This window comes from Klebsiella sp. NPDC088457 (assembly GCF_044900465.1).
Lineage (GTDB): Bacteria > Pseudomonadota > Gammaproteobacteria > Enterobacterales > Enterobacteriaceae > Klebsiella.
Genome location: NZ_JBJDNH010000069.1, coordinates 1 through 14,434 on the forward strand (window position 1 = coordinate 1; position 14,434 = coordinate 14,434).

At 56.1% G+C, this 14,434-nt stretch carries 12 protein-coding genes; 3 read left to right on the forward strand and 9 right to left on the reverse strand.

Annotated elements, in window-relative coordinates; translation table 11 throughout:
- The 3 genes from ACI2JR_RS26350 to ACI2JR_RS26360 all read left to right on the forward strand — a co-directional run.
- Positions 1–931, forward strand: a 931-nt coding sequence (locus tag ACI2JR_RS26350; protein ID WP_462479866.1) for a peptidase U32 family protein, incomplete at its 5' end; no start/stop codon positions are given.
- A gap of 8 nt (positions 932–939) precedes the next feature.
- Positions 940–1,818: a U32 family peptidase gene (locus ACI2JR_RS26355; RefSeq protein WP_462479867.1), complete on the forward strand. Its 879-nt coding sequence runs from the start codon at positions 940–942 to the stop codon at positions 1,816–1,818.
- A 144-nt stretch (positions 1,819–1,962) separates the two neighbouring features.
- A complete protein-coding gene (locus ACI2JR_RS26360; RefSeq protein ID WP_132729564.1) occupies positions 1,963–2,970 on the forward strand; it encodes a luciferase-like monooxygenase in 1,008 nt (335 codons plus the stop codon).
- Between the two features lie 59 nt (positions 2,971–3,029).
- Here the strand turns inward: ACI2JR_RS26360 and mtr are convergent, their stop codons facing one another.
- The 9 genes from mtr to infB form a co-directional block, all read right to left on the reverse strand.
- Positions 3,030–4,274 (reverse strand): tryptophan permease, encoded by a 1,245-nt coding sequence (mtr, locus tag ACI2JR_RS26365; protein ID WP_462479868.1) that lies wholly within the window; start codon positions 4,272–4,274, stop codon positions 3,030–3,032.
- 142 nt (positions 4,275–4,416) lie between these two features.
- On the reverse strand, positions 4,417–6,381 hold the full coding sequence (locus ACI2JR_RS26370; RefSeq protein ID WP_132729562.1) for a DEAD/DEAH family ATP-dependent RNA helicase: 1,965 nt from the start codon (positions 6,379–6,381) through the stop codon (positions 4,417–4,419).
- Complete coding sequence (gene yrbN, locus ACI2JR_RS26375) at positions 6,374–6,454, reverse strand: protein YrbN (protein ID WP_099001532.1); 81 nt, start codon at positions 6,452–6,454, stop codon at positions 6,374–6,376. The genes ACI2JR_RS26370 and yrbN overlap by 8 nt, the downstream gene beginning before the upstream one ends.
- 102 nt (positions 6,455–6,556) lie before the next feature.
- Entirely contained in the window at positions 6,557–7,441 is an 885-nt protein-coding gene (gene nlpI / locus ACI2JR_RS26380; protein ID WP_132729561.1) for a lipoprotein NlpI, read from the reverse strand.
- A 108-nt stretch (positions 7,442–7,549) separates the two neighbouring features.
- Positions 7,550–9,685, reverse strand: coding sequence for a polyribonucleotide nucleotidyltransferase (pnp, locus tag ACI2JR_RS26385; RefSeq protein ID WP_462479869.1), 2,136 nt, complete (start codon positions 9,683–9,685; stop codon positions 7,550–7,552).
- A 242-nt stretch (positions 9,686–9,927) separates the two neighbouring features.
- The gene (gene rpsO, locus ACI2JR_RS26390; RefSeq protein WP_004868066.1) at positions 9,928–10,197 is read right to left on the reverse strand and encodes a 30S ribosomal protein S15; all 270 of its coding nucleotides are present in this window, start codon (positions 10,195–10,197) and stop codon (positions 9,928–9,930) included.
- Between the two features lie 147 nt (positions 10,198–10,344).
- Positions 10,345–11,289, reverse strand: a complete 945-nt coding sequence (truB, locus tag ACI2JR_RS26395) for a tRNA pseudouridine(55) synthase TruB (protein WP_132729559.1) — start codon at positions 11,287–11,289, stop codon at positions 10,345–10,347.
- Complete coding sequence (gene rbfA, locus ACI2JR_RS26400) at positions 11,289–11,690, reverse strand: 30S ribosome-binding factor RbfA (protein WP_004106092.1); 402 nt, start codon at positions 11,688–11,690, stop codon at positions 11,289–11,291. The genes truB and rbfA overlap by 1 nt, the downstream gene beginning before the upstream one ends.
- A gap of 143 nt (positions 11,691–11,833) precedes the next feature.
- Positions 11,834–14,434: translation initiation factor IF-2 (infB, locus tag ACI2JR_RS26405; RefSeq protein ID WP_462479870.1), on the reverse strand; the 2,601-nt coding region annotated here is incomplete at its 5' end.

The window sequence follows — 14,434 nt, forward strand, 5'->3', positions numbered from 1 at the left end:
TGCCGTCTATATCGGGCTGAAAGATGACACCAATGCCCGCCACTTTGCCGGCCTTAATTTCACCGAAAAGAAACTGCAGGAAGCCGTCAGCTTTGTGCATCAGCATCGTCGTAAGCTGCATATTGCGATCAATACCTTCGCGCATCCGGACGGCTACGTCCGCTGGCAGCGCGCGGTGGATATGGCGGCACAGCTCGGTGCTGACGCCTTAATCCTTGCCGATATCGCCATGCTGGAGTATGCCGCCGAACGCTATCCGCATATTGAGCGTCACGTCTCGGTTCAGGCCTCGGCCACTAACGAAGAGGCGGTGCGTTTCTATCACCGCAATTTCGACGTTGCCCGCGTGGTGCTGCCCCGCGTGCTCTCTATCCATCAGGTGAAGCAGCTGGCCCGCGCCACGCCGGTTCCCCTGGAGGTCTTCGCCTTCGGCAGCCTGTGCATTATGGCGGAAGGCCGCTGTTATCTTTCCTCCTACCTGACCGGCGAATCGCCGAATACCGTCGGCGCCTGTTCGCCTGCGCGCTTCGTCCGCTGGCAGCAAACGCCGCAGGGGCTGGAGTCTCGCCTGAACGAAGTGCTGATTGATCGCTACCAGGATGGCGAAAACGCCGGTTATCCGACGTTGTGCAAAGGCCGCTATTTGGTCGATGGCGAGCGCTATCATGCCCTGGAGGAGCCAACCAGCCTGAATACGCTGGAGCTGCTGCCGGAGCTGATGGCGGCCAATATTGCCTCGGTGAAAATCGAAGGCCGCCAGCGTAGCCCGGCCTATGTCACTCAGGTCGCGAAAGTCTGGCGTCAGGCGATCGATCGCTGCAAAGCCGATCCGCAAAACTTTGTTCCACAATCCGCATGGATGGAGGCGCTCGGCGCCATGTCGGAAGGGACACAAACCACCCTTGGCGCCTACCACCGTAAATGGCAGTGAGAAAAGTGATGAAATATTCATTAGGGCCGGTGCTTTACTACTGGTCAAAAGAGACGCTGGAAGATTTTTACCAGCAGGCAGCCCGCTCCAGCGCCGATACGATTTATCTGGGCGAAGCGGTGTGCAGCAAACGTCGCGCCACCAAATCCGGCGACTGGATTGAGATGGCCAAAGCGCTGGCGAGCAGCGGCAAGCAGGTGGTGCTCTCCACCCTCGCCCTGGTGCAAGCCTCCTCCGAGCTGGGCGAGCTGAAACGTTATGTCGACAACGGCGAGTTCCTGATCGAAGCCAGCGACCTCGGGGTGGTAAATATGTGTGCCGAGCGCAAACTGCCATTTGTCGCCGGCCACGCGCTCAACTGCTATAACGCCGTTACCCTGCGCCTGCTGCGTAAGCAAGGTATGGTTCGCTGGTGCATGCCGGTTGAGCTTTCCCGCGACTGGCTGGTCAATCTGCTGACGCAGTGCGAAATCCTGGGGATCCGCGAGCAATTTGAAGTGGAAGTGCTGAGCTATGGTCATCTGCCGCTAGCCTACTCTGCCCGCTGCTTCACCGCCCGTTCCGAGGATCGGCCAAAAGACGAATGCGAAACCTGCTGCATCAAATATCCGAACGGGCGCAGCATGTTTTCTCAGGAAAATCAGCAGGTATTCGTCCTCAACGGCATTCAGACCATGAGCGGCTATGTTTACAACCTCGGTAACGAACTGACATCGATGCAGGGGCTGGTCGATATGGTGCGCCTGTCACCGCTTGGCACCGACACCTTTGCCATGCTCGACGCCTTCCGCGCCAATGAAAACGGGGCTTGCCCTTTACCGCTGACCGCCAACAGCGACTGTAACGGTTACTGGAAACGGCTGGCCGGACTGGAACTGCAGTCCTGATAAACAGCTCGCTTTGTTAACAGCAACAGCGCTCTTTTCATGCAGTATTAAAAGCTGCAGCTTTTCTGGCTGACGCGCGCTGAATGCGCCAGGCTGGAAGAAGACCTTCAATCTGATGACGATGCTGTAACAAAGTGAGCCTTTATGACTGACAAATCTATTCCGTTCTCGGTGCTCGACCTGGCGCCGATCCCTCAGGGTTCCAGCGCCAAAGAGGCCTTCTCGCACTCGCTGGAGCTCGCGCAGCAGGCTGAAAAACGCGGCTATCACCGCTACTGGCTGGCGGAACACCATAATATGGTCGGGATCGCCAGTGCCGCAACGTCGGTGCTGATCGGCTATCTGGCCGCCAATACCACCACGCTGCACCTGGGCTCCGGCGGGGTAATGCTCCCCAACCACTCGCCGCTGGTCATTGCCGAGCAGTTTGGTACGCTCAATACCCTCTATCCCGGCCGCATTGACCTCGGCCTGGGGCGCGCGCCGGGCAGCGATCAGCGCACGATGATGGCGCTACGTCGCCATATGAGCGGCGATGTGGATAACTTCCCGCGCGATGTCGCCGAACTGGTGGACTGGTTTGATGCCCGCGATCCCCATCCGCACGTGCGTCCGGTTCCCGGCTACGGAGAGAAGATCCCGGTGTGGCTGTTAGGCTCCAGTCTGTACAGCGCGCAGCTGGCGGCCCAGCTTGGGCTGCCCTTTGCCTTCGCCTCGCACTTCGCGCCGGATATGTTATTCCAGGCGCTGCATCTCTACCGCACCCAGTTCAAACCGTCTGAGCGCCTGGCGAAGCCGTACGCCATGGTATGTATTAATATCATCGCCGCCGACAGCAACCGGGATGCGGAGTTCCTGTTTACCTCGATGCAGCAGGCATTCGTGAAACTGCGTCGCGGCGAAACCGGCCAGCTTCCGCCGCCGGTGGACAATATGCACCAGCTGTGGTCCGCCGCTGAACAGTATGGCGTCCAGCAGGCGCTGAGCATGTCGCTGGTCGGCGACAAAACCAAGGTGCGCCACGGGCTGGAGTCCGTCTTGCGTGAAACCCAGGCCGATGAGCTGATGGTGAACGGCCAGATCTTCGACCATCAGGCGCGTTTGCATTCGTTTGATTTAGCGATGCAGGTGAAAGAAGAGCTGCTGGGATAACGTCTGTTGTCAAATGCGAAGGGCGACTCACGGAGTAGCCCTTCGCATCGTAGGCGGATTTACTGATAGACCGGCAGAACGTTGAAGCTCGATAAGAAATGCACCACCACGTTACCGACGCCGAACAACAGGATCAGCGCAATCATCGGTTTTCCGCCCCAGACGCGAAACTGTGGGCTGCCGAAGCGTTTGCGCGATGCGCGAGCCAGCAGCGCCGGCACAATCGCCGCCCAGATGGTTGCCGCGAGCCCGGCGTAGCCGATAGCGTACAGAAAACCATTCGGCTGCAGCAGGCCGCCAATGACCGGCGGAACGAAGGTCAGAAGCGCGGTCTTAAAGCGCCCCAGCGCAGAATCATCGAAACCGAAGAGATCCGCCAGGTAGTCAAACAGGCCCAGGGTTACCCCAAGGAATGAGCTGGCGACGGCAAAGTTCGAGAACACCACCAGCAGCAGATCCAGACTACGGCTGTTGAGCACCCCGCTTAATGCCTGTACCAGCACATCAATATTACCGCCCTTCTGTGCGATGCCGATAAACTCCGGACGCGGAATATTGCCCATCGTCACCAGCAGCCAGACTACGTACAACCCCAGCGCCAGCAGGGTACCGTAAACCAGGCAGCGGGTAATGGTGCGGGGATCCTTGCCATAGTACTTCATCAGGCTCGGCACGTTACCGTGGTAGCCAAAGGAGGCCAGGCAAAATGGCAGCGTCATCAGCAGGTACGGCGTGTAGGAGGCGTTTTGTTCGCCGACGTTGAACAGCGTCGTCGGCTCGACATGCCCCAGCAGGCTACCGAAGGTCAGGAAAAAGGTGATGACTTTAGCCCCCAGGACGATTGCCGTCATCCGGCTTACCGCCCTGGTACTCAACCACACGATAAACGCCACCAGCAGGGCAAAACCAAACCCCGCGGCCCGCGCCGGTACATTCAGCGACAGCGCCGAGAAGGTATGATGCAGAATGGAACCGCTGGCCGAGATATAGGCATAGGTCAGAATATAGAGGACAAAGGCAATCGAGATGCCATTGACCAGGTTCCAGCCTTTGCCGAGCAGATCTTTGGTGATGGTGTCAAAGCTGGAGCCGATACGGTAGTTGAGGTTCGCTTCGAGAATCATCAGCCCGGAATGCAGCATACAGAACCAGGTGAAGACCAGCGCCGCCAGCGACCAGAAGAACCACGCACCGGACATGACCACCGGCAGCGAAAACATGCCCGCGCCAATAATGGTCCCGCCGATAATCACCACGCCGCCAAACAGGGACGGCCGGGTTGCCGTAGTGGTAAGTGTCGCCATTTGCCGAAATCTCCAGTCAATTATTCTTTTCGTTATTAACGCGCAGCACTGTACCAGTACACGAGTACGAAGGGAATAAAAAAAGCCCCAATCATCACGATCGGGGCTGTATTATTTACTTTACGCTAGCGGAATGCGCTGATTACGCATCGCCACCGAAACGACGACGGCCTGCGGAATCATCACGGCGCGGAGCCGCTGCTGCATCATCACGACGCGGAGCACGGGCGCCGTCACGACGTTCGCCGCTGAAACGACGACCATCACCGCGGCCACCTTCACGACGCTCACCACCGAATGCACGACCGCCTTCGCGACGTTCGCCGCCGAATGCACGGCCGCCTTCACGACGTTCACCACCGCCACGACGCTCGCCGCCACGGTCAGGACGCGGCTGCGCATCGCCCAGCAGCTGCATGTTCATCGGCTTATTCAGGATCCGGGTGCGGGTAAAGTGCTGCAGAACTTCGCCCGGCATGCCCTTCGGCAGCTCGATGGTGGAGTGGGTACCGAACAGCTTGATGTTACCGATATAACGGCTGCTGATGTCGCCTTCGTTAGCGATAGCGCCAACGATGTGACGAACTTCAACACCATCATCACGGCCCACTTCAATGCGATACAGTTCCATATCGCCCACGTCGCGACGTTCGCGCTTCGGACGATCTTCTCCACCACGTTCCGCACGGTCACCGCGCGGGCCACGGTCGTTGCGATCGCCGCGGCGTTCGAAACGATCATCACGGTCGCGGAATTCACGCTTAGGACGCATTGGCGCATCCGGCGGCAGAATCAGCGGACGTTCGCCCTGAGCCATTTTCAGCAGTGCCGCGGCCAGCGTTTCGATATCCAGCTCTTCACCTTCAGCCGTCGGCTGGATTTTCGCCAGCAGGGCACGGTACTGATCCAGATCGCTGCTTTCCAGCTGCTGCTGAACTTTAGCGGCGAATTTTTCCAGGCGACGTTTGCCCAGCAGCTCCGCGTTCGGCAGTTCAACTTCCGGAATCGTCAGCTTCATGGTGCGTTCGATGTTCCGCAGCAGGCGGCGTTCGCGGTTCTCAACGAACAGCAGCGCGCGACCCGCGCGGCCCGCACGACCGGTACGGCCGATACGGTGAACGTAAGACTCAGAGTCCATCGGGATATCGTAGTTAACAACCAGGCTGATACGCTCAACGTCAAGGCCACGGGCCGCAACGTCGGTCGCAATCAGGATGTCCAGACGACCATCTTTCAGACGCTCCAGAGTCTGCTCACGCAGGGCCTGGTTCATGTCACCGTTCAGCGCGGCGCTGTTGTAGCCGCTACGCTCCAGCGCTTCAGCCACTTCCAGGGTCGCGTTTTTGGTACGTACGAAGATGATCGCCGCATCAAAATCTTCCGCCTCCAGGAAACGCACCAGCGCTTCGTTTTTACGCATACCGTAAGCAGTCCAGTAGCTCTGGCTGATGTCCGGGCGAGTGGTAACGCTGGACTGGATGCGCACTTCCTGCGGCTCTTTCATAAAGCGGCGGGTAATGCGACGGATCGCTTCCGGCATGGTGGCAGAGAACAGAGCGGTCTGATGACCTTCCGGGATCTGCGCCATAATCGTTTCTACGTCTTCGATGAAGCCCATACGCAACATTTCGTCGGCTTCATCCAGTACCAGACCGCTCAGTTTAGAGAGATCCAGAGTCCCGCGTTTCAGGTGGTCAAGCAGACGACCCGGGGTACCCACAACGATTTGTGGTCCCTGGCGCAGAGCACGCAGCTGCACGTCATAACGCTGGCCGCCGTAAAGGGCCACCACGTTTACGCCGCGCATATGTTTAGAGAAGTCCGTCATCGCTTCAGCAACCTGTACCGCCAGTTCGCGGGTCGGCGCCAGCACCAGAATTTGCGGTGCTTTGAGCTCAGGATCAAGATTGTTCAGCAGCGGTAAAGAGAACGCTGCGGTTTTACCGCTCCCCGTCTGGGCCATACCCAGAACATCGCGGCCGCCCAGCAGGTGCGGAATGCACTCAGCCTGGATCGGAGATGGTTTTTCGTAACCCAGATCGTTAAGGGCTTCAAGGATAGGAGCCTTCAGGCCCAGATCTGCAAAAGTGGTTTCGAATTCAGCCATGTAGTACGTGTGCCTCAAAATTAATGGCGGCCAGTCTACATAACTCAACGTGAAAATTTAGAGTAATTTTCATTGAAAAGTGTGAACCGGCTCAAAGTAGGTGTATTAACGAACAACAACGCCCTCACCCGTGAAGGTGATGGCAAACAAAAAAATGGGCTGATGTGTTCGTCAGCTATTGCTGGTCCGATTCTGCCAGGTCATCTTGCTCCTGGCCCAGGAGCGATAATTCCAACAATGCGTATCGGTGCTCAACGTAGTTGTGTACGTTGTTTGCGACCGCCAGTTTGAACAGTGCCGTAGCGCTGTCCCTGTCCCCCAGACTTAGGTAGTACTTACCTAAATAGAAGTTGGTTTCACTGAGATGCTCAGCGAGCGAGGTGTTATCCGTTGCGTCTGCCTTCAAACGGTCCATCAGCGTTTTTTCACTGATGTCGCTAAGGTAGAACTCGACAATGTTCCATCCCCATTGCTCTTTGTCCGATTTGTCGAAGCGCTGCTTCAGTGCTTCGAGTGCCTGCTTCTCGTCGAGTTTGCGCTCAGCGAGGTAAAGCCACAGGCTACGGAAAGGATCATTGGGATCGTCTTGATAAAACGCCAGCAGATCATCTTGCGCTAACTTAGCGCGACCGCCGTAATACAGGGCGATGCCGCGGTTTAAGTGCGCGTAGTTGTAAGTTGGATCAAGCTCAAGTACAGAATCAAACGCTTCATAGGCAGCATCAAAATTGCCTGCCTGCGTTAAATAAATGCCTAAGTAATTGAATACTTCAGGCATATCTGGTCGGATTGCCAGCGCTTGTGAAAAATCATTTCGCGCTAATGCCCTTAGACCGAGACTATCATACAACACTCCGCGCTCATATAAAAGCTGTGCGCGTTCGTCATCGGTTAAAGCCCGACTGGCAAGAATTTGTTCCATGCGCGCCAGAATCACTTCTTGCTGCAAAGTCGGTTGCAATGGCACCGCGAGGACTGCGTCTTTACGCCAGGCAGAGTTGCTGCATCCTGCCAGCGTGAGAGCTGTCGCCACGAAACACCAGCGCAAAAAAGGCTTCATTTCCCACTCCCGAAGACAACGATTGGATGAACGTCCAGTTCCCCGGCTGCAAACAAGGCGTCCTGCCCGTAATACGCCCTCCGCCCACGCGGAGGGCAAACGGCAACCTTACTCGCCCTGCTCAGCAACCGGAGCTTCCGGCGCAGCGGCAGGCTGAGTTTGTTCAGCTGCTTCTTTGATGCTCAGACGAACGCGGCCCTGACGGTCAACTTCCAGAACCTTAACCGGGACTTCCTGACCCATCTGCAGGTAATCGGTCACTTTCTCGACGCGCTTGTCGGCAATCTGAGAAATATGAACCAGACCTTCTTTACCGCCGCCGATGGCAACAAACGCGCCAAAGTCAACGATACGGGTCACTTTACCATTGTAGATGCGGCCCACTTCGATCTCAGCGGTGATCTCTTCGATACGACGGATAGCATGCTGCGCTTTATCGCCGTCGGTTGCTGCGATCTTCACGGTACCGTCATCTTCGATTTCGATGGTGGTGCCGGTTTCTTCAGTCAGCGCACGGATCACCGAACCGCCTTTACCGATCACGTCTTTGATCTTGTCCGGGCTGATCTTGATGGTGTGGATACGCGGTGCGAACTCGGAGATGTCGCCGCGCGGCGCGTTAATCGCCTGCTCCATCACGCCCAGGATGTGCAGACGCGCACCTTTAGCCTGGTTCAATGCAACCTGCATGATCTCTTTGGTGATACCTTCAATTTTGATATCCATCTGCAGGGCAGAGATACCGTCGCGGGAACCCGCAACTTTGAAGTCCATATCACCCAGGTGGTCTTCATCACCCAGAATGTCAGACAGAACGACGTAGTTGTCGCCTTCTTTCACCAGACCCATCGCGATACCCGCAACGGCGGCTTTCACCGGTACGCCTGCGTCCATCAGCGCCAGGGAAGCGCCGCACACGGAAGCCATGGAAGAAGAACCGTTAGATTCGGTGATTTCAGAAACCACGCGAACGGTGTACGGGAACTCTTCAGTGGTCGGCATCACGGCCAGTACGCCACGCTTAGCCAGACGACCGTGACCGATTTCACGACGCTTCGGCGAACCCACCATGCCCGTTTCGCCTACGGAGTACGGAGGGAAGTTGTAGTGGAACAGGAAGGAGTCAGTACGCTCACCCATCAGTTCATCGATGTTCTGCGCGTCACGTGCGGTGCCCAGCGTCGCGGTCACCAGCGCCTGAGTTTCACCACGGGTGAACAGTGCGGAACCGTGAGTACGCGGCAGGACGCCGGTACGCACGTCCAGGCCACGAATCATATCTTTTTCACGGCCATCGATACGCGGTTCGCCAGCCAGTACGCGGCTACGCACGGCATTCTTCTCGATAGCGTGCAGGATTTCGCCCAGTTCGTTAGCGTCCAGGGTTTCATCTTCTGCGGTCAGCGTGGCGATGGTTTCCGCTTTGATCACGTCAATCTGAGCATAGCGCTCTTGTTTGTCAGTGATACGGTAAGCATCGCTCAGACGCGCTTCGGCCAGCGCAGCGACGCGCGCGTTCAGCGCTTCGTTGACGGCTTCCGGCTGCCAGTCCCAGCGCGGTTTACCCGCATCTTTAACCAGGTCGTTGATGTTCTGAATGACAATCTGCTGCTGCTCGTGGCCAAAGACCACTGCGCCCAGCATCTGGTCTTCGCTCAGCAGTTCTGCTTCAGATTCAACCATCAGCACTGCCGCTTCGGTACCGGCAACCACCAGGTCCAGCTTACTTTCTTTCAGCTCATCCTGAGTCGGGTTCAGAACGTACTGGTCGTTGATATAACCAACGCGAGCAGAACCGATAGGACCGTTGAACGGAATACCGGACAGGGACAGCGCTGCGGAAGCACCAATCATCGCCACGATATCCGGGTTAACCTGCGGGTTAACGGAAACAACGGTGGCAATAACCTGAACTTCGTTGACGAAGCCTTCCGGGAACAGCGGGCGAACCGGGCGGTCAATCAGACGCGCGATCAGGGTTTCGCCTTCGCTTGGACGGCCTTCACGACGGAAGAAACCACCCGGAATTTTACCTGCTGCGTAGGTACGTTCTTGATAGTTAACGGTCAGCGGGAAGAAGTCCTGACCTGGCTTCGCTTTTTTCTGACCCACAACGGTAACGAATACCGCGGTGTCATCCATGCTAACCATGACAGCGGCAGTGGCCTGACGAGCCATCATGCCGGTTTCCAGCGTTACGGTATGTTGGCCGTACTGGAATTTACGAACGATCGGATTTAGCAAAATTCTATCCTTTATATCAATAGGTGACGCTATATCCACGACATAGCGTCAGTTGACCCGATCTCCTGCATCCTCGCGACTAATGACAACCTTTACCCGCCCCTGCGGATCAAGCCTCTCATTAGCCGCGCGAACCTCTGCACGAAGATCATTAATAGCAACAATACATGAGTTTTTAGCGAATTGCTGCCGCCTGGTCGAAAAAAGGGGCCCTGAGGCCCCTTTTTCTGAAACTCGCAGAATTAGCGACGCAGACCCAGACGCTCGATCAGCGAAGAGTAACGTGCAACATCTTTACGTTTCAGGTAGTCGAGCAGTTTACGACGCTGGGAAACCATGCGCAGCAGACCACGACGGCTGTGGTGATCTTTTTTATGCTCGGAGAAGTGACCCTGCAGATGGTTAATCTGTGCAGTCAGCAGTGCAACCTGAACTTCGGTAGAACCGCTGTCGTTTTCGCCACGACCAAACTCAGAAACGATTTTTGCTTTAGCTTCAACGCTTAGAGACATTTTAAAACTCCAAATTTAAAAGAAAGAAAGGGTGCCGATCTCTAATTCAGCGACCCCTGATGCAACGCCCGAAAATGTTAAAACACTTTTGCGGACGTTAAGCGGCGATATTCTACCCGCAGCCGGCTTTTATCGCAAGAACAGCCCTCAGCCTGGATATTCAACCACCAGACGACGCGGCGCCACGCGGCCTTCGTCGTCAATTTCCCCCATACCGAGAAACTTCTCTTCTACGCCTTCCGTTACCCGCACCAGCCCCTGGAGCGGCGCACCTGAGGTGCGAACCGGGTTACCATTTTTAAAGTAAACCGCCGATGTTTCGGGAATATTAACCAGCGGATAATCCGACGCCGGGCTGTCCATTGGCATCAGCAGCGGATCGAGCAGCTGCGCGGCGGGAATATCCTGCGCCGCCGCCTGTTCAACCAGCGCCTGTAATTGTTCCAGAGTGACCATCCGCTCTACCGGATATTTGCTGACGGCGAGACGACGCAGGAAAATAACGTGCGCACCGCAGCCCAGCTTTTCCCCCAAATCGTCGATAATCGTCCGAATATAGGTACCTTTCGAGCAGTGAATCTCCAGCTCCAGTTCATCCCCTTCATGACGGATAAACAGCAGCTCGTAAACGGTAATCGGCCGGGCTTCACGCGGGACGTCGATACCCTGACGAGCATATTCGTACAGCTTTTTCCCCTGATACTTCAGCGCCGAATACATCGACGGTACCTGTTGGGTTTCGCCGCGGAAACTGTCCAGCGCCGTCGCCAGCTGTTCATCGCTGAAGGTCAGCGGGCGCTCTTCCACCACCTGACCATCGGCATCGGAGGTATCTGTACGCTGGCCCAGCTTCGCAATCACGCGATAGCGCTTATCGGAGTCGAGCAGATATTGGGAGAACTTGGTGGCCTCCCCAAGGCAAATCGGCAGCATGCCGGTTGCCAGCGGATCCAGCGCGCCGGTGTGCCCTGCCCGATTCGCGTTATAAAGGCGTTTTACTTTTTGCAGTACATCGTTGCTGGATGCGCCCTGTGGCTTATCCAGCAGCAGTACGCCGTGCACATCGCGACCGCGACGACGAGGACGACTCATCAGTCCTCCTTGCTGTCGTCCGGATTCACACGACGCTCATCGTCATGCTTCACCACGCTGGTCACCAGGTTGGACATGCGCATCCCTTCGACCAGCGAGTTGTCGTAGAAGAAGGTCAGCTCCGGCACGATACGTAGACGCATCGCTTTGCCCAGCAGTGAACGGATAAAGCCGGAGGCTTCCTGCAACGCTTTGATACCCGCCTTCACGGCGGCTTCGTCTTTGTCGTTCAGGAAGGTCACAAAGACTTTGGCATAAGCCAGATCGCGAGACATTTCCACACCGGAAACGGTGGTCATCATGCCCAGACGCGGGTCTTTAATTTCGCGCTGCAGGATGATCGCAATCTCTTTTTGCATCTCCTGAGCCACACGCTGCGGGCGACCAAATTCTTTCGCCATAATAAATTCTCCAGGTAAAGACAAAAAAGGGGCCATAAGCCCCTTTTTAGAATTATTGCCGGGTGGCGCTTCGCTAACCCGGCCTGTCATCCACGATGGATTCTGCAGCACCGCTCACGCGGATACTGCGGAAACGACGCAGATTAATCGATGCTACGCTGAATCTCGATGATCTCGAACACTTCGATCATATCGCCAACGCGAACGTCGTTGTAGTTCTTCACGCCGATACCACATTCCATGCCGTTACGGACTTCGTTAACGTCATCTTTGAAGCGGCGCAGGGATTCCAGCTCGCCTTCATAGATAACCACGTTGTCGCGCAGTACGCGGATTGGGTTATGACGCTTAATCGTGCCTTCAGTAACCATACAGCCCGCGATGGCGCCGAATTTCGGCGATTTGAACACATCACGCACTTCAGCCAGACCAATGATCTGCTGTTTCAGTTCCGGAGACAGCATGCCGCTCATCGCCGCTTTCACTTCGTCGATCAGGTTATAGATGACGGAGTAGTAGCGCAGATCCAGGCTTTCAGCTTCAATCACTTTACGTGCTGAGGCGTCAGCACGGACGTTGAAGCCAACCAGGATGGCGTTGGACGCCGCAGCCAGGGTGGCGTCGGTTTCGGTGATACCACCTACGCCAGAACCAATGATCTTCACTTTGACTTCGTCGGTAGACAGTTTCAGTAAAGAGTCGGAGATGGCTTCTACAGAACCCTGAACGTCCGCTTTCAGTACGACGTTCACTTCGTGAACTTCGCCTTCAGTCATGTTAGCGAACATGTTCTCAAGTTTAGATTTCTGCTGACGCGCCAGTTTGACTTCACGGAATTTGCCCTGACGATACAAAGCAACTTCACGCGCTTTTTTCTCGTCACGCACAACGGTCACTTCATCACCCGCAGCCGGAACGCCGGACAGACCGAGGATTTCCACCGGAATGGACGGACCTGCTTCCAGAACTTCCTGCCCCAGTTCGTTACGCATTGCACGCACGCGGCCATATTCGAAGCCGCACAGTACGATGTCGCCCTTATTCAGGGTGCCTTCACGAACCAGAACGGTAGCCACCGGACCACGACCTTTATCCAGGAAGGATTCGATAACCGCGCCGCTAGCCATACCGTTACGAACGGCTTTCAGTTCCAGAACTTCAGCCTGCAGCAGGATAGCGTTCAGCAGGTCATCAATACCGGTACCCGCTTTCGCAGAAACCGGGATGAACTGGGATTCGCCGCCCCACTCTTCCGGCATCACGCCGTACTGAGACAGTTCGTTTTTAACGCGATCCATATCCGCTTCTGGTTTGTCGATCTTGTTGACCGCAACCACAACCGGAACCTGAGCCGCTTTCGCGTGCTGGATAGCTTCAATAGTCTGTGGCATTACGCCATCGTCTGCCGCAACCACCAGAACAACGATATCCGTTGCCTGAGCACCACGAGCACGCATTGAGGTAAACGCGGCGTGACCCGGAGTATCCAGGAAGGTGATCATCCCGTTTTCAGTTTCAACGTGATAGGCACCGATGTGCTGTGTAATGCCGCCTGCTTCGCCAGAGGCCACTTTGGTTGAGCGAATGTAGTCAAGCAGAGAGGTTTTACCGTGGTCAACGTGACCCATGATGGTCACCACCGGTGCACGGGCTTCCGCCGCCGCGCCGGTGTCACGGTCGCTCATTACCGCTTCTTCCAGTTCGTTCTCACGACGCAGGATAACTTTGTGGCCCATCTCTTCGGCAACCAGCTGTGCGGTTTCCTGGTCGATGACCTGGTTGATGGTCGCCATCGCGCCCAGCTTCATCATAGCTTTGATGACCTGAGAACCTTTGACCGCCATCTTGTTAGCCAGCTCGCCAACGGTGATGGTTTCACCGATGATAACGTCACGGTTTACCGCCTGCGCAGGCTTCTGGAAGCCCTGTTGCAGAGAAGAACCTTTACGCTTGCCGCCTTTGCCGCCACGAACGGCTGCACGGGCTTCTTCACGATCGGCTTTTGATTCGGCGTGCTTGTTGCCTTTCTTCGGACGCGCAGCTTTGCTGTTGCGACCGCGGCCACGACCGCCTTCAACTTCGCGATCGTTGTCATCTTCAGCCTGACGAGCGTGCTGAGACGTCGTCACGTGATAATCGCTGGTTTCTTCTGGAGCTTCTGGCGTTTCGGTCCAGTTCTTTTCGTTTTCTGCAGCCATACGGCGTGCTTCGTCCGCTACGCGGCGCGCTTCTTCTTCAAGCTTGCGACGTGCTTCTTCTTCCGCTTTACGTTTCAGCTCTGCTGCTTCGTTTTCACGGCGGATCTTTTCAGCCTGGGCGCTTTTTGTCATGTCGTCGGTTTGTTGATTGCTCACTTTGTCTTTTTCCGCAGCTTCACGTTTCGCTTTCTCAGCGACTTCACGTTTAGCTTGTTCTGCGGCCTCACGTTCAGCTTTTAATTGCGCCTCTCGCCTGGCTGCTTCTTCCGCCTCGCGATGGGCTTTCTCTTCCGCTTCACGCTGCGCCTGCTCTTCCGCGGCAAGGCGTTCTGCCTCTTGCGGGTCGCGTTTCACAAAGGTGCGCTTCTTGCGGACTTCGATTTGTACCGATTTACTTTTACCACCGGTACCTGGAATATTTAAGGTGCTACGCGTTTTGCGCTGCAGCGTCAACTTGTCGGGCGCCGAACCGTGTTCGCGGTTCAGGTGTGTCAACAAGGTTTGCTTCTCTTGCGCCGTCACAGAATCATCAGCCGATTTGCGAAT